This window comes from Pseudomonas sp. D8002 (genome assembly GCF_013385695.1).
Taxonomy (GTDB): Bacteria; Pseudomonadota; Gammaproteobacteria; order Pseudomonadales; family Pseudomonadaceae; genus Aquipseudomonas.
The window spans coordinates 35226-51276 of sequence record NZ_JACAPM010000016.1 but is presented as its reverse complement, the minus strand read 5'-3'; the positions used below and the strand labels follow the sequence as shown (position 1 = coordinate 51276).

The following is a 16051-nucleotide window of genomic DNA, read 5'->3' as shown; positions in this document are numbered from 1 at the left end:
AGCCAGCTCCTACAGTGGACCGTGAGCCGCTGTAAGAGCAAAACCCTAAGGCCTTACCCGTGCCACCCGCCACACCTTGTTCCCCACATCATCCGCCACCAGCAACGCGCCCTGCCCGTCCAACGCTACACCCACCGGACGCCCCTGAGCCTCTCCATCACCATTTAAAAACCCAGTCAGGAAATCAACAGGCACACCCGACGGCTTTCCGTCCCGGAACGGAATAAACACCACCTTGTACCCCGCCTGCGGATTACGGTTCCAGGATCCATGCTCCCCCACAAACACCCCATCGGCAAACACCGCTGGCATCCCCCGCGCATCGGAAAAAGTCAGGCCCAACGGCGCAACGTGAGTCCCCAGCGCGTAGTCCGGTGCAATCGCCTGGGCGACCTTGTCCGGACGCGGCGGCTGCACCCGGCTGTCAACGTGAGCCCCGTAATAACTCCACGGCCAACCGTAGAACGCGCCGTCCCGCACCGACGTCAGGTAATCCGGCACCAGATCGCTGCCGATCTCGTCGCGCTCGTTGACCACCGTCCACAACTGCGTAGAGCCGGGTTTCCACGCCAGCCCATTGGGATTGCGCAACCCACTGGCGAACAGACGCTTCTGCCCACTGGCAAGATCCAACTCCCAGATCGCAGCACGCCCTTCCTCGGCGTCAAGCCCATTCTCACCCACATTGCTGTTGGACCCGACGGTCACATAAAGCTTGGTACCCTCAGGATTGGCCAGGACGTTTTTGGTCCAGTGATGATTGATCCCGGCCGGCAGATCAGTGACCTTCACCGGCACGGCATCGATGTGAGTCTGGCCCCGAACATAAGGCACCTTGACCACCGCATCGGCATTGCCGATATACAACTCATCCCCCACCAACGCAATGCCAAACGGCGACGCCAGCCCACCGAGAAACACACTCTTCACCTCGGCACGCCCATCACCGTCGGCGTCCCGCAGCAGCGTGATCCGGTCGGCGCTCGGCGTATCGGCACCGACCCGCCCCATCACAAACCCCATCGCGGTACGACGCGCCCAGGCGAGCAAACCCGTGCCGCCGTCCGTGGCACCTTCAGGCATGGGCGGATGGTTACTCTCGGCTACCAGCACGTCGCCATTGGGCAAGGTGTACACCCAGCGCGGATGGTCAAGGTCCGCGGCCAACGCCGTTACCGTGAACCCATCGGGCGCCGTTGGCTGGGCATTACCGGGCCAGCCGACAGCCTTGGAAACCTTGAGTGTCGGGATCAGTGATGCAGTGGGTTCGGGCAGTTGCGGGCTTGGCCCCACACCGGCCTGAAACGGCAGTTTGGAGGAATCACCACAGGCGCTGAGGGCAGCCGTGGCGGTGATCAGCAGCGCAAGGCGGCTTGGTGCATTCATTGGGAAACCTCGGGACAGCCCTTTATCGGGCAGGCAAAAACCCGACGGAGTATCGCGTCATTCCCCGACACCAAACACCGCCTACCGCGCAATTGAGTTTTAACTCAGTCGCACGAGTGGCTCGGCAGCACTCTCAGGCTTTCCACGGCCCCAACGCCAGGCTGTAGGGAGAAAACCCCTCGAACTGCCAACGCAGCGCCAGCGCCGCATCCCGTCGGACCACGTGTTCCACTGTCACCTTCCACAACCGCTCAGCCCCCTCGAACGTGGCCAGTTCATCTCCTTCAAGAATCACCTCGGCCCGCCCGACCACCTGCAACAGATCACCCGTAGCAAAATCCACAAACAGCAAGCCCGCAACCGGGTTGACCTGCACATTGCCCAAGGTGTTGAAAAACGAGTTGCCGGTAAAATCGGGAATCGTCAGCACCTCTCCCTCCACGCGCACAAACCCACTGTTGCCGCCTCGGTGTGAAACGTCCACCGAACGCTTGGCCGCATCTCCTTCCAGGTCCACATAGCTGGCGACGAAAAACGTATCAGCGCTGCGAATCAGCGCCCGGTCAGCGTCATCGAGCGAGTTCGCGCGCCGCACAATACCTCCCGCAGCGCGCTGCCCCCGGGCACCCGGATCCACCGCACGCAACTGGATGTACTTCGGGCAATTTCCAAACGTGTGCACCACCGCCACGGTAAATCCGTCGACGCCGGCAGCCCCGATAACCCCGTTCATGCGATTACGCCGCCGCGTATTCAGGTCAATGCCCAACAGCCCGACCGACGCGCCTTGTTTCAGCCCGCTCCCGGCGGGGTCACTCTCCGCAGGCAGGCTGTCGATACGCAAGCTGTAGGGGTCCGGCGAATACGCAAACCCCGGCGTGCCCTCCAGCAGCGTGGCCCAGGGCAGCCCCTGCTCATCCACGGCCCCCACGACCAGATAGGGCAACAACTCATAAAACGCTCGATGCTGCTCCGGCAAGTGATCCCGTATCACCTTTGCGCCGATCACCTCCATGCGCTCGGCCACGCCGGCACTTTGCTGCAACTGCCGCTCGCCGGCATGCCATGGCGAAACGGGGGACGCGTCCTGGTGATTCATGATCAAGCCCTCGGTGAATGAAACGCCGGATGTTCACGCAATGCCGCCACGCTGAAATCGACAAAACTGCGCACCCGCATCGAAGCGTTGCGCCCTTCGCGGTAGACCACATGCACCGGCAGCGGCGGCGGTTCATGGGCCTGCAATACTCGACACAGTTGCCCGCTCGCCAGGTGCTCGTGCACCGGGTAGCTCAAGCACCGGATCAACCCTGCGCCCTGCACCGCCGCATTGATCGCGCCCTGCACCGTGGAGCAACCGAGACGCGCCCGGGCCTTGATGCTGGCGCCCTGGAAATCCCACTGCACCCAATTCGAATACGCCTGGCTGGCGACCAGCCGATGCTCCTTGAGCACCTCCGGTTGCATCGGTTCGCCATGGCTTTGCAGATAGCCGGGGCTGGCGCAGACGATGTTGCGCACATGGCCCACGGGCCGGGCAATCAGGGATGAACCGGGCAGTTCCCCCACCAGGACTGCCACGTCCAGGCCGTCTTCATTCAGGTTCGGATAATGATCGTGGTAATGGGCAAACAGGCGGACTCCGGGATAGCGCTCCAGGTAGCCGGCCAACAGCGGCGCCATCACATAACGGCTGAACAGCAACGGAAAAAACACCCGCAGGTTTCCCTCGGCCTGCGCGTGCGCACCCTGGGCAGATGCTTCGGCGGCGCTCACGCCGTCAAGGATCCGCGAACAGTCGGCCATGAACGTCGCCCCGGCTTCGGTGAGGCGAATGCCCCGGGTGCTGCGCTGTACCAATGGCACGCGCAAGCGCACCTCCAGCCGGTCAATCGCGCGGATCACAGTGGGTCCCGAGATGCCCAGGCAGCGGGCTGCCGCGGCCAGGCTCGGCTGCCGGGACAGCGCCTGGAAGATCTGCATGTCGCGATAGCGGTCCATCAGGCCGGCCGCTGCATCGATGGGTTGAGCGCAGCATCCTGCCCCAGCCGGCTGACCAGAAAATCCACGAACGTGTTGACCTTCGCCGGTACCCGGGCGTTGTTCTGGAATACCACATGGATCGGCAAGGCCGGCGGTTCGAAGTCTTGCAGGATGATCTCCAGTGCGCCTGCACGCACATCGCTGGCCACCTGATAAGACAACACCCGTGTGACGCCCCAGCCCAGGCGCGCGAGGTTGATCGCCGCGTTGTTGGCGGTGACTACCAGGCGCGGCTCAACGGCCACGCTCAACGGCTGGCCGCCTTCCCTGAACTGCCATTCGCTGACCAACTGGCTGGAAGACGACGTGACAATCTTCGCCTCACGCAGTTGCCCGGGGTGCAGTGGCCGGTGCCGCTCAAGGTAAGCCGGCGCCGCGCACACTACGCGACGCACTCCGCGAGGATACGCCGGCAATCGTCGAGGTAACGCTGGCCGGCCTCGCTCAGGTGCAGGCTGCGGGTGGTGCGCGAAAGCAACTGGGTGCCAATACGCGCCTCCATCGCGGCAATCGCGCGGGTCACGCTGGGGGGCGAGATGTTCAGGCGCCGGGCCGCCGCGGCAAAGCCCTGTTCTTCGGCGACGGCGAGGAAAATCTGCATTTCCTGGAAACGGTCCATGGGTCCCCTTAATCGAATGTGGTCCACCAAACCAGTGGCTTGGGAGCGGTTGTGGCGAGGGAGCTTGCTCCCGCTGGGCAGCGTAGCGGCCCCAAAATCCTGGGAGCGCTGCGCACTGGCGCGCCAACCCGGTCCAGCGGGAGCAAGCTCCCTCGCCACAAAAATCTTCAAGCCTTGGCCAAGCCCACAGCCGTGCGTTGCATACCGATAAAACCCGGCAGCGCTTCGATACTGCCCAGCCAGGCGCGAACCTGCGGATAGTCGTCCAGCGCGACATTCCCCTCCGGCGCATGGGCGATGTAGGTGTAGTGCGCGATATCGGCAATCGTCGGCAGGTCACCGGTGAGAAAACGGCTCTGCTCCAACTGGTGCTCTACCACTTTGAGGAATGCGTGGGAGCGGCTGATGGTCGCCTCGGCATCCAGCGCGGCACCGAACACAGTGATCAATCGCGCCGCAGCCGGCCCGGTGTGCAGCGGCCCTGCCGCAGCCGAGAGCCAACGCTGCACACGGGCCTGGGCCAAAGGCTCGGTCGGCAGCCACTGGGCGGTGCCATATTGGCCGGCGAGGTACACCAGGATCGCGTTGGAGTCTGCCAGCACCACGCCGTTATCATCGATCACCGGCACCTGGCCGAAGCTGTTGAGGGTGGCCAGGAACTCAGGGGTTTTGTGCGCGCCTTGCTTCAGATCGACGTGCACCCGCTCAGCGGGCACGCCCAGCAGCGACAGCATCAACTCAACCCGGTGGGAATGGCCAGACAAGGGGTAACGGTACAGTTTGATCATGACGGGCTCCGCGATGTGCCAGGGACTCGACCCGGTGATCGGGTCGATAACGCTTATGTTCCACCGCTACGGCACGCAGCAGAATAGCCAGTTTTTACAATCCAGCATTTCACCGGATGAAACAATCAATCGCCAAACAACCCGTCGATCAGGTTGAACAGGGTGGTTTTCACCGGGCTGTCGAGCTCGGTCCACGCCAGGCCGGTCCTGGCCCGGAACGCCCCCAACGCCAGGTGCCTGGACACGCAATTGGCCGGCAGCGCCCGGGCCGCCTGCAGCGGCAACACACCCACACCCAGCCCGGCCGAGACCAGCGCCAGCATGGTGGTGAACTCGCCGAGTTCGGAGGCGATCTCCAGCGGCACGCCCATCGCCTGCACGAATTCATCGTAGAAACCCGGTGCATAACGCCGGGCCAGGATGAACACCGGCACCTTGAGCAAGTCCGTCGGCTGAATGGTTTCCTGGGTTGCCAACGGATGCTCGCCGGGCAAGGCGACCACGAAGCTTTCCTGCAGCACCTCAAGGGTCTGCACGCCGGGATAGGCCGCCGGCAAACGCATCAGGCCGAAATCCAGCTGGCCGTTTTTCAACGCAGCCGCCTGATCCGGGCCGGGCATGTCCTTGAGCTCCAGTTCAATTCGCGGGTAGCGCTGGTGCACCGCACGAATCAACCCCGGCAGCAATTGCGGCAATACCGACGAGACAAATCCCAGGCGCACCCGGCCGATCTCCCCGCGGTTCGAAGCCCGGGCGGCATCGGCGGCGCGGGCAGCCTGGTGCAGGGTGGCGAGGGCTTCCGGCAGAAACACCCGCCCGGCTTCCGTCAGTGTGACCGAGTGCCGGTTGCGGTCGAGCAGGCGCACGCCCAGGCCGCTTTCGAGCAGTTTGATCTGCATGCTCAGCGCCGGTTGCACGATCGACAACTGCGCGGCCGCCCGGTCGAAATGCAGTTCCTGGGCGAGCACGACAAAGGCGCGCAGGTGCTTGAGTTCCATCAGGTTGGCTCCGGTTATCACGATTATTGATCACCCCATCACAAATGAAAATTGGACGCCGGGCCCGGGCTGCGCTGAAGTAAGGCCCGTGATGCACGATATGACAGTGTTTGACGTATAACAATGAGAGCGGCGCCCCGCACTCGGATTGATAGTGTTGATCACCTGTCTCAGTCTTCGGAGATCGCCCCATGCAGCGTGTTTTAGACAGTTTCCGCCTCGACGGCCGCCTGGCCTTGATCACCGGCTCCAGCGCCGGCATCGGCCTGGCCATCGCCCGTGGCCTGGCCCAGGCTGGCGCACGGGTAGTGCTCAACGGGCGCAACCGCAGCACCTTGCGTGACAGTGCCGCGTTGCTGGCGGCGGAAGGCCTGGAGGTGCACACCCAGGCGTTCGATGTCACCGACGGCGCGGCGGTGTTGGCCGCCGTGGCGGAGATCGAAGAGCGCCTGGGCCCGCTGGACATCCTCGTCAACAACGCGGGCATGCAACGTCGTGGGCCGCTGGAGGACTACAGCGAAACCCACTGGCGCGAGTTGATGAGCACCAACCTGGACAGCGCCTTCCTGGTCGGCCAGGCCGTGGCCCGGGCGATGATCCCGCGCAAGCGGGGGCGCATCATCAATATCTGCTCGGTGCAAAGCGAACTGGGGCGCCCGGGCATCGCCCCGTATGCCGCCAGCAAAGGCGCGCTGAAAATGCTCACAAAAGGCATGGCCATCGACTGGGGCCCCCACGGGCTGACGGTGAATGGCATCGGCCCCGGCTATTTCAAGACCGAACTGAACGCCAATCTGGTGGCCAACCCCGAATTCAGCGACTGGCTGGTGCAGCGCACACCGAGCCGGCGCTGGGGTGACGTCGCCGAACTGGCGGGCGCTGCGGTATTCCTTGCCAGCGCCGCGGCAAGTTTCGTCAACGGTCATATCCTGTACGTGGACGGTGGCATCACCGCCTCGCTGTAACCTGGAGAATTTCATGCACGCGATTGTCTGCCATGCCTCGAAAGACCTGCGGGTAGAACCGCAAACCGAACCCCAGGCACTGACGCCCGACCAACTGCGGGTGCGCATTGCCCGGGGCGGAATTTGCGGCTCGGACCTGCATTACTACCAGCACGGCGGCTTCGGCACCGTGCGGTTGCGCGAGCCGATGGTGCTGGGCCACGAAGTGTCGGCGGTGATCGAGGCGGTGGGCCGTGAAGACGGGCCGTTCAAGATTGGCCAACGCTTGTCGGTCTCGCCGTCGCGGCCTTGCGGGGGTTGCCATTATTGCCATCAAGGGCTGCCGAACCATTGCCTGAACATGCGTTTCTACGGCAGCGCGATGCCCTTCCCTCACGTGCAGGGTGCGTTTCAACAAAGCCTGGTGATCGAAACGCACCAGGCGCATCTGCTGGCCGATCATGTGAGCCTTGCCGAGGGTGCAATGGCTGAACCGTTGTCTGTGGGTTTGCATGCCATCCAGCGTGCCGGGGTGGTGTTCGGCAAACGGGTATTGGTCACCGGGTGCGGGCCCATCGGCAACCTGTTGATCGGCAGCCTGCGGGCAGCGGGCGCGGGGGTAATTGTTGCGGTGGACCTGTCCGCCGGGCCCTTGGCCTGCGCCGAAAAAATGGGCGCCAGCCGTACTCATAACCTGGCGGAAGACACCGACGCGTTGAAGCGGTATACCGCCGAAAAAGGCTACTTCGACGTGATGTTCGAAGTCTCCGGCAGCGCCCAGGCCCTGCGCAACGGCCTGGAGTGCATGGCCCCGCGCAGCGTGCTGGTGACGGTCGGTCTGGGTGGCGAGGTCTCGCTGCCGTTGAATATGCTGGTGAGCAGGGAGATCGACTTGCGGGGCACCTTCCGCTTCCATTCGGAGTTTGCCCAGGCGGTGGATTTGCTCAATCGCCAGGTGATTGATGTGCGTCCGGTGATCTCCCACACCGTGCCGTTCAGCGAGGCGGTGCAGGCGTTTGAACTGGCGGCGGACAAGAGCCAGGCGATGAAGGTGTTGCTGGATTTTGGTGTGGGTGATTGAACCGGATCTCGACAGCTCCCACAGGGTTGCGGTGCATTTTGGGGATCCGATAGCGCCTGCGCTACACCCGCTCTTCGAGCCTGAACCGCAGGAAACGATGGCTGGCTGAAAACAGTCGACGGTAGGTCAGCAACACCGCACCTACCGTGCCCAACGCCGACGACGCAGCGATCAAAAACATAATCACAATCTGATAACGCACCGCGTCCACCGGACTTTCCCCGGCCAGCACCTGGCCAGTCATCATCCCCGGCAAGCTCACAATCCCCACCACCGTCATCTGGTTCAGCGTCGGAATCATCCCGGCCCGCACAGCCTGGCGAATCGCATCCTGCGCCGCCTCCCAGCGTGAACCACCGAGGGCCAGAATCATCTCGATAGTATTGCGGCCGGAGGTCAGCTCCTGAGTCATACGCTCAATCCCCAGGGACACCCCGGTAAGCGTATTACCCAGAATCATCCCAAGGATCGGAATCGCATACTGCGGCTCGTACCACGGGTGAATCCGGATAATCGCGAACAGGCCAACAGCCGTCACCAACCAGGAACTGCCCCACACCGACACAATACTGTCGGCCCGCTGCCCCGCATAGGTCCGCTTCCCACGCCCGGCAGCCGAGAGCCCGGCGATCAGAGTCATCAGGCACATCAGCGGCAGCACCACATACCAGTAGGCAAATTCAAAGACCCAGCCCAGCAGGTAACCGATCGCCAACAACTGCACCACCGTGCGCACAGCCGCCCAGAACAGCTGACGCTCCAGCCCCAGCCGCAACAACAGCGACAGCGCACCGTTGATCAGGATCAGCGAGGCGGCGATGGCCATGTCCATTGCCGTGAGGTCGTGATAATTCATGGCTGCACGGCCCCCGTCAGCACGCCGGCGTCCATATGCAAATGGGTGGTGCTCATGCGTTGCGCCTGCTCAAGGTCGTGGGACACCCAGATATAGGCGTGAGCGCTATCCGCTTCGGCCCAGGCACTGATCAACGCCTCGACCTCCCCGGACGATGCCGGGTCGAGAGCGGCGGTAGGTTCGTCCAGCAACAGCACATCGGGATTGAGTTGCAGGGTACGGATCAGTGACACCACCTGGGACTCACCACCGGATAAATCCCCGGCATTTTTTGCCAGAAAGCCCGACTCCTTGCCCGCGTGGGCCAGCAGCGCCTTGACCGCCTGCGGGTCGAAACTCAGGTGATGCAAGGCCTTGAGGCTGTAGGGGAAACGCAAGTTGTCTTCCACCGTGCCTTCGATCAGCGCCGGGCGTTGGGAGAGGTAGCTGATGCGACTGCGATACTGCGGGACTTGCGCGTTGGCGATGGGCTGCCCGTTCCAGAGGATATCCCCTGAGGTCGGCGCGTCGAGCAAGGCGAGTGCCCGAAGGAATACACTTTTGCCGGAGCCGGATGAACCGGTGATGGATAGGCGGTCGGCGCGGTGCAGCTGGAAGTTCGTGGGCTGCAGCAGTTGCAGCTGGCGGCGCTCGTCCATCCGCGTGAGCGCCCGGGTTTCGACTAATACGCTCATGGCGTTGATGATCCTTGTTCCTGATTCAGACGCAATGGTAAGACAGGGCACGTCCCCCGTGGCGAGGGAGCTTGCTCCCGCTGGGCTGCGAAGCGGCCCCAATAAAGCCACTGCGATACACCTGAAAAAACACCGTTAATTTCTTGGGGCTGCTGCGCAGCCCAGCGGGAGCAAGCTCCCTCGCCACAGCAAGCTCCCTCACCACAGCAGCTCCCTCACCACAACAAGCCCCCTCGCCTCAGCGTTCTTCAGCGCTTGGGCTCCAGCGACACCAGGCGCGGCTTGATGGATTTCTCGCGCACCTCAAGCAACGCCAGGGTCACCGGCAACTTGAAACGTCGCCGCCCTGCACTGCCAGGGTTGAGAAACAGCCGCTCGCCGTGCCACTCGATCAATGGTTTGTGAGAGTGGCCAGTGATCACCAGCCGGATGCCTGGATCAAGCTCCTTCGGCACATCGGCAATGTCATGCACCAGCAACGCCCGCCAGCCGTTCAAGTCAAAATCCAGCCGGTCAGCCAAATGCTCTGCCCACGCGGCGTCGAGGTCGTTATTGCCGCGCACCACATGCAATGGCGCAATCGAGGCCAGCAACTCAAGGATCTCCGGGCTACCGATGTCCCCGGCGTGAACAATCTGCTCGCACCCTTCCAGGGCCGCCAGGGCCTCGGCACGGAGCAAGCCGTGGGTATCGGAAATCACACCAACTTTCATGAACGTCTCCTGTGCAAAACCCCGGCGCGATCCACCGGGCGGCTTGCAATCAATCATTGCACTGCCTATATTTCCCGCCTGGCGCCATCTACGCCACCATCCGCGGAAAGGGCTGCGCCCAAGACCTTGACTGAATATCACATTTCTACGACTCCCAACCTTAAAGCGGACAAGGTTTGTACAAGGAGATCGTATGTCGCAATCATTCTCGTCCACTAACGGCCGTATCAACCTTGAGCAGCAACGCAAGCGCGCCAAGGAACTTTTGCAGCGCCTGAAAAGCGCCGATGCCGCCGCAACCCCGACCTTATCCGATGCCCAATGGTCGATCGCCAAGGAACTCGGTTTTCCCAGCTGGCCCAAGCTCAAGGCCCACGTCGATGCGGTGGATTTTGCCGCCCGCCATCCAGGTTTCGACGCCAGCGATGAAGCCCGCACCACTCACTGGCGCTGCGGCAACGATATCGCCCACAGCCTGGGCGTGGCGGGGTTCAAGGGCCGCTTCCGGATGCTGATTGACCCATTGTGCATGGGCCCGGTGCAGGACCTGCCTGCCGAGCAATACCAGGCCGTTCGCAGCCGCTATATCAGCCAGGTGTTTGCCATGGATGAGGCCGAAGTGGCGCGCCGGCATGCGGACGAATATCACCATCTTGAACAACTGGGCAGCGCCGGCCACAGCGTGTTGTGGTGTGAGGCGGATGCGTACGATCAGTTGTTCCTGATTCGCGCGCTGGCTGGGCTTGAGCATCTGCCTGAAAAACTGGAGTTGATCGAAGTCGATCGTATTCCCGGCGTGCAGCGTTTTATCGGCATCGGCCAACTGGCGCCTGAAGTATTGCCGTGGTTGTGGCCGCAGCGTCGGCGGGTCGATGAGGACATGCTGAAGCTGGCGCGGCAGGCCTGGCTGGCGTACTGCGACAGTTCGCCGGTCAAGCTGGCGGAACTGGCCCAGAGCAACCATACAGCCCTGCCCTTGCTGGCCCCGGCGTTGCGTCGGCAGTTGCAGGAGTTACCGGGTGTGCGGGACGGTTTGTCACTGACCGAGCGCCTGTCCCTGCACTACGTGGATGAGGCCGGGCCTGTGCCGTTTGGCCGGGTGTTTGCCGAGTTGATGGGCAAGCGCGAACCGCTGCCGTACCTGGGGGACATGATGTTCCATGCGCTGATGCGGCCGTTGATCGATGGCGAGAATCCGCTGTTGATCGAGTCCGGGGCTCAGTTGCCATGGCCACAGCGGGTGTTGGCGCTGACTGCGCTGGGTCGCCAGGTTCTGAACGGCGCAGCCTACTGGCCGGATCATGCAACGGAAGAACGCTGGGTAGGTGGCGTCTGCCTGCGACCGCGCCACCCGCACTGGACAATTGACGAACATGGCATGCCCGTGTGGCGTGATTGATTCTTCGCGACAGCTTTGATCTGTGTCATGTTGAGCCAAACAGGTAACGGTTCAGCGCGATGACCTTACAACAGCTCAACTACTTTCTCGCCGCCATCGAGCACGGTACGTTCTCCAAGGCGGCGGAAAGCCTGCATATTTCCCAACCCTCATTGTCCGAGCAGATCCTGCGGCTGGAGGAGCACCTGGGTACCCACGTGTTCATCCGCACCAATCGCCGACTGATGCTCACCGAAGCCGGACGCCGCCTGCAGCCGTTTGCACAAGGCATGGTGACGTCAGCACGCCAGGGCTATGAAGCGGTGCAGGCTGTGCGTGAACTGTCCGGTGGCGTGGCCAGTTTTGGCACCTTCGGCACCGCCCATCACTATTTCCTCACGGACCTGATCGAGCAGTTCCGCACCCAGCACCCGGATATGCGGATCAAGATCGTCGGCTACAACTCCTCGGAAATCGCCGAGCTGGTGAGCCAGGGCGAAATTGAAGCGGGGCTGGTGATGCTGCCGATCAAGCAGCAGAACCTGACCGTCAGCGAGCCGGTCTGGTCGGCCCAGGTCGGCTATATCAGTGCCGACCCGGAGCGACTCAAGGGCCCGAAAACCATCAGCGACCTGGCGGTGGCACCGTTGATTCTCACCGAGGCGCGCTGGCGCACCGCCGACCCGATTCGCCGGTTGTTGGGGCAATTGGCGTCCAAGGGCGGCGAGGTGCTGGACCCGATCATCGAAGTGGAGCACCAGATCACCGGCTTCGAGCTGGCTGCGCGCGGGCTCGGCGATGTGATTGCCACGCGCCCGATCCTGCATCAGCTGGGCTTCAATGATCGCTTGGGCTGGGTGCCGATCAGCCCGGCGATCTTCGAGGTATTCGGCTTTATCCATCGCCACGACACGCCTATTTCGCCGCCCACCCGGGTGCTGATCAACCTGATGCGCAGCCACTTGAGCCGCATCCAGAACCTGTATGCGCACCTGGAGACGCTCTAGCCATAGGGATCACCTATAGGAAACACATGACTTAGCCCATTCATCCACCTCTTGCCGAGCGGGATACTCCAGCCAGCGACGCCACAACAGGCGCTTGAATGGGGAGCCAGCATGTCCAATCACTACTGCATCATTGGTGCCGGGGCCGCAGGGCTGGCGGCGCTGAAGACCATGACCGACGCCGGTTTCGAGGTGGACTGCTTCGAAAAGTCCGCGAACATCGGCGGTCACTGGAACAGCGACTACGATGCCTTGCACCTGATCACCCCCAAGAGCAGTTCCTTCTTTGACGGGTTCCCGATGCCCGCTGACTATCCGGTGTACCCGAGCCGCGATCAGGTCAAGGCGTACATGAACGCCTACACCGACACCTTCGGCCTGCGCGAAAAGATCACCTTCAACACCGAAGTGCGCAGCCTGAAGCCCCTGGACGAGAACGGCGAAGCGGGCTGGCAGGTGACCCTGGCAGACGGCACCCACAAACACTACAGCGGCGTGCTGGTGGCCAACGGTCACCTGTGGGATTGCAAGATCCCGCAAGTAAGCAAGGGGTTCACCGGCGTGTCGATTCACTCCGGCGAATACCGCAACGTGCAGCAGGTGCAAGGCAAGGTGCTGGTGGTGGGGTTTGGCAACTCCGGATGCGACCTCGCAGTGGATGCCGCCCAGGCTCGCCTGGACACCACCATTGCGATCCGACGCGGCCAGCTGTTCCAGCCCAAGACCCTGTTCGGCCTGCCCCGGGGCGAGCTGCCGCTGCTGGGGCAATTGCCGCCAGAACAGCAGAACATGCTCATGAACATGCTGATCATGGCCAGCGTCGGCACCCACAAGAATTACCCCGGGCTACCGGCGCCGGATACCTACGACCTGGATGCGCAACCGCCGGTGGTCAACACCTTGCTGCTGTACTGGATCCAGCACGGCCGAATCAAGGTCGCACCGGGTATCGAGAACATCCAGGGCAAGACTGTCACGTTCACCGATGGCAGCCAGGTCGATTACGACACCATCGTCTGGGCTACCGGTTTCAACACGCGCCTGCCGTTCCTCGATGAACGCCTGCTGCAATGGCGCGACGGTGTTCCGCTGCGGACCGCCGCGATGACCTTGCCGACCAACCTGGAAGGCCTGTTCTACATCGGCCTGGGCGCCCCACGTGGCCCGCAATGGCCGGTGTATTGCGAGCAGACCCGGCTAGTGATGCGCTTTCTCACCCTGCGCGAGCGTGGCATGCAAGGCCTGGCGGCGAAGTTTGCCCAGTTGCAGCCGGCCGACTCACGCATCGATATCGTCAAGCGCGAATGGCTGAGCAACTACCAGGACACCCAGCGCCAACTGGATGTGCTGGAACTGGCTCTGCAACCCGGCACCCCTCTTCCTCAATACGCCTGATCGGATAGCCCTTATGAACACTGCACCGCACTCCAGCGTTATCGTCACCGGGACGTCCTCGGGCATGGGCCAGGCCGTCGCACAGCGCTTTCAGGCCGAAGGCTGGCACGTCGTCGCTGTGGACGTAACACCCAGCACACAGCCGGCGAGCCCCTTGTTTTCGCCAGTGGTCGGCGACATCACCCAGGAGGCCACACTGGCCCGTACCCTCGATGCCGCCCTGGACGGCAAGGCACCGCTGCGAGCCGTAGTGAATGCGGCGGGGATCTTTCCCACGTCATCCCTGGATAGCTTCAGCGAAGCGCTGTACCGCAAGATATTCGACATCAACGTGCTGGGCTCACTGAACATCGCACGTATCGGCACCCGTCACCTGAAAGCCGCCGGCGGAGGCGCTATCGTGTTCTTCGCCTCGGTGGATGCGTTCACCGTGTCGAAAAACCAGTTGCTCTACAGCGCCTCCAAGGCTGCTGTGGTGTCGATGACCCGCTCCCTGGCCATCGAACTGGCCGGCGACAATATTGTGGTCAACGCACTGGCCCCGGGCTGGGTGGACACCGAAGGCACCCGTGCCGGCGGGCGCATCGAGGCCGCCATCGAATCGATCCCCTTGAAACGCGCCGCGCGGGTCGAAGAAATCGCCGACTGGGTCTGGCAACTGAGCGCCAAACCCTCCTACATAACAGGCGAATCATTGTGCATCGCCGGGGGCGTGTATATGCGATGACCCCAGCCTCCGCAGGCCCCGCGCATCAGACGTGGGCCTGCCACTCCCTATTGACTGCTGCCTCACTACAATTATTCCAGAGGGCAATATCATGGGCGAAGTTCACGCTTCCTCGATTCATCAAGGGTTTCCCGCCGACCGTGCATCGGCTGAACCCTCACGCAAACGGCTGACCAAAGCGGTCGTCGGCGTGACACTGGGCAATATGGTCGAATGGTTCGACTTTGCGCTCTACTCCTCTCTCGCCGGCATCATCGGCAAGACGTTCTTCCACAACGACAACCCGACCACCCAGTTGATGGCGATCTACGCCACCTTCGCGGCGGGCTTCCTGATTCGGCCACTGGGCAGCCTGGTGTTCGGTCCCATCGGCGACAAGTTTGGCCGGCGCACGGCGCTGTCGCTGAGCATCACGCTGATGGCCGTCGCAACCTTCGCCATTGCCTTGATCCCGAGTTACGCGAGCATCGGCCTGTTTGCGCCCGTCCTGTTGATTCTCATGCGTCTGCTCCAGGGCCTGTCGGCGGGTGGCGAGTACGGCGGCTCCTGCACGTTCATCGCCGAGCATTCGCCGGACGAGCGACGCAGCTTTTTCACCAGTTGGCTGGAATTCGGCAATATCTCCGGGTTCCTGCTGGGCGGTGCAGTGGTCAGCCTGTTTACCCTGGGCCTGGGCGAACAAGCCATGCAGGACTGGGGCTGGCGCGTGCCCTTTGCGATTGGCGGCCTGCTCGGCCTGATCGCCCTCTACTTGCGCCTTGGCCTGGAAGAAACACCAGTGTTCAAGGAAATCCAGGCCAACGAAAAACTGCGAAAGGCGACGGGCGCCGAACCCAGCCTGTTCAGCTTACTGGTCAACGAATGGCCGAAAATCCTGCAATGCATGGGCCTGGTCACCGTGTTCAACGTGACCTACTACATCATCCTCGGGTACATCCCGGGTTATCTGGAAAACGTACTCGGGTACAGCAATACGTTCGCCAGGAACCTGGGGATGGCCGCGACGCTGTTCATGCTGGTGTTGATCCCGGTTTCAGGCTTGCTGGCCGACCGACTGGGCCGGAACCGGATGATCATTACCGGCTGCGTGCTGCTGATCGTCATGGCGTTCCCCTGCTTCATGCTGCTGCATACCCAGAGTGTCGGGTTGCTGCTGGCCGCCCTGCTGATCCTGACCCTCGCCCAGTTGTTTTTTGAAGGAGCGATGCCGGCCACCATGACTTCGCTGTTCAAGGCCCGCGTGCGCTACAGCGCCCTCGCCTTGAGCTACAACGTCGCGGTCTCGCTGTTCGGAGGCACGGCCCCGCTGATCAATACCTGGCTGATATCGATCACCGGCAACCAGATGATTCCCGCCTGGTACCTGATCGGCGGTGCCGTGGTCGGCCTGATTTCGATCCTGTTCGTCAAGGACTCCACCGGTAAACCCCTCCCAACATGAG

The 16051-nt window shown here is 62.6% G+C and carries 15 protein-coding genes and 1 pseudogene; 7 read left to right on the top strand and 9 right to left on the bottom strand.

From position 1 onward, the window contains the following. Nucleotides 1-45 precede the first annotated feature (45 nt). The 6 genes and pseudogenes from HX807_RS10010 to HX807_RS09985 all read right to left on the bottom strand — a co-directional run bounded on the left by HX807_RS10010 (nt 46) and on the right by HX807_RS09985 (nt 5834). The gene (locus HX807_RS10010) at nt 46-1386 is read right to left on the bottom strand and encodes a sorbosone dehydrogenase family protein (protein WP_177049822.1); all 1341 of its coding nucleotides are present in this window, start codon (nt 1384-1386) and stop codon (nt 46-48) included. A 133-nt stretch (nt 1387-1519) separates the two neighbouring features. Beyond that, a complete protein-coding gene (locus tag HX807_RS10005; RefSeq protein ID WP_177049820.1) occupies nt 1520-2485 on the bottom strand; it encodes a pyridoxamine 5'-phosphate oxidase family protein in 966 nt (321 codons plus the stop codon). Between the two features lie 2 nt (nt 2486-2487). After that, nucleotides 2488-3387, bottom strand: coding sequence for a LysR family transcriptional regulator (locus HX807_RS10000; RefSeq protein ID WP_177049819.1), 900 nt, complete (start codon nt 3385-3387; stop codon nt 2488-2490). Next, nucleotides 3387-4048, bottom strand: a pseudogene (locus HX807_RS09995) (LysR family transcriptional regulator). Before HX807_RS09995 ends, HX807_RS10000 begins: the two are co-directional and overlap by 1 nt. A gap of 167 nt (nt 4049-4215) precedes the next feature. Continuing rightward, complete coding sequence (locus HX807_RS09990; protein ID WP_003208271.1) at nt 4216-4836, bottom strand: glutathione S-transferase family protein; 621 nt, start codon at nt 4834-4836, stop codon at nt 4216-4218. Nucleotides 4837-4961: 125 nt separating this feature from the next. Then, nucleotides 4962-5834, bottom strand: a complete 873-nt coding sequence (locus HX807_RS09985) for a LysR family transcriptional regulator (protein WP_177049817.1) — start codon at nt 5832-5834, stop codon at nt 4962-4964. 191 nt (nt 5835-6025) lie between these two features. On the opposite strand from HX807_RS09985, the gene HX807_RS09980 reads away from it, so the two are divergent. Together HX807_RS09980 and HX807_RS09975 are read left to right on the top strand one after the other, a co-directional pair. Next, on the top strand, nt 6026-6799 hold the full coding sequence (locus HX807_RS09980) for a glucose 1-dehydrogenase (RefSeq protein ID WP_008433127.1): 774 nt from the start codon (nt 6026-6028) through the stop codon (nt 6797-6799). A 13-nt stretch (nt 6800-6812) separates the two neighbouring features. Then, the gene (locus HX807_RS09975; protein ID WP_177049815.1) at nt 6813-7859 is read left to right on the top strand and encodes an L-idonate 5-dehydrogenase; all 1047 of its coding nucleotides are present in this window, start codon (nt 6813-6815) and stop codon (nt 7857-7859) included. A gap of 61 nt (nt 7860-7920) precedes the next feature. Here the strand turns inward: HX807_RS09975 and fetB are convergent, their stop codons facing one another. The 3 genes from fetB to HX807_RS09960 all read right to left on the bottom strand — a co-directional run bounded on the left by fetB (nt 7921) and on the right by HX807_RS09960 (nt 10102). After that, nucleotides 7921-8715 (bottom strand): iron export ABC transporter permease subunit FetB, encoded by a 795-nt coding sequence (gene fetB, locus HX807_RS09970; protein ID WP_134326962.1) that lies wholly within the window; start codon nt 8713-8715, stop codon nt 7921-7923. Further along, nucleotides 8712-9389 (bottom strand): ATP-binding cassette domain-containing protein, encoded by a 678-nt coding sequence (locus HX807_RS09965; RefSeq protein WP_003208280.1) that lies wholly within the window; start codon nt 9387-9389, stop codon nt 8712-8714. The genes fetB and HX807_RS09965 overlap by 4 nt, the downstream gene beginning before the upstream one ends. Nucleotides 9390-9637: 248 nt before the next feature. Further along, a complete protein-coding gene (locus HX807_RS09960) occupies nt 9638-10102 on the bottom strand; it encodes a metallophosphoesterase family protein (RefSeq protein WP_003208282.1) in 465 nt (154 codons plus the stop codon). 193 nt (nt 10103-10295) lie between these two features. Between HX807_RS09960 and HX807_RS09955 the strand changes: the two genes are divergently transcribed. The 5 genes from HX807_RS09955 (at nt 10296) to HX807_RS09935 (ending at nt 16050) form a co-directional block, all read left to right on the top strand. Next, the gene (locus HX807_RS09955; RefSeq protein ID WP_177049813.1) at nt 10296-11501 is read left to right on the top strand and encodes a DUF1835 domain-containing protein; all 1206 of its coding nucleotides are present in this window, start codon (nt 10296-10298) and stop codon (nt 11499-11501) included. A 59-nt stretch (nt 11502-11560) separates the two neighbouring features. Continuing rightward, on the top strand, nt 11561-12487 hold the full coding sequence (locus tag HX807_RS09950; protein WP_003208286.1) for a LysR family transcriptional regulator: 927 nt from the start codon (nt 11561-11563) through the stop codon (nt 12485-12487). A 111-nt stretch (nt 12488-12598) separates the two neighbouring features. Further along, the gene (locus HX807_RS09945; protein ID WP_177020999.1) at nt 12599-13882 is read left to right on the top strand and encodes an NAD(P)/FAD-dependent oxidoreductase; all 1284 of its coding nucleotides are present in this window, start codon (nt 12599-12601) and stop codon (nt 13880-13882) included. A gap of 13 nt (nt 13883-13895) precedes the next feature. Next, entirely contained in the window at nt 13896-14609 is a 714-nt protein-coding gene (locus HX807_RS09940; RefSeq protein WP_003208289.1) for an SDR family NAD(P)-dependent oxidoreductase, read from the top strand. Nucleotides 14610-14700: 91 nt separating this feature from the next. Continuing rightward, nucleotides 14701-16050, top strand: coding sequence for an MFS transporter (locus HX807_RS09935; protein ID WP_008433139.1), 1350 nt, complete (start codon nt 14701-14703; stop codon nt 16048-16050). The last annotated feature ends 1 nt before the right edge of the window (nt 16051 follow it).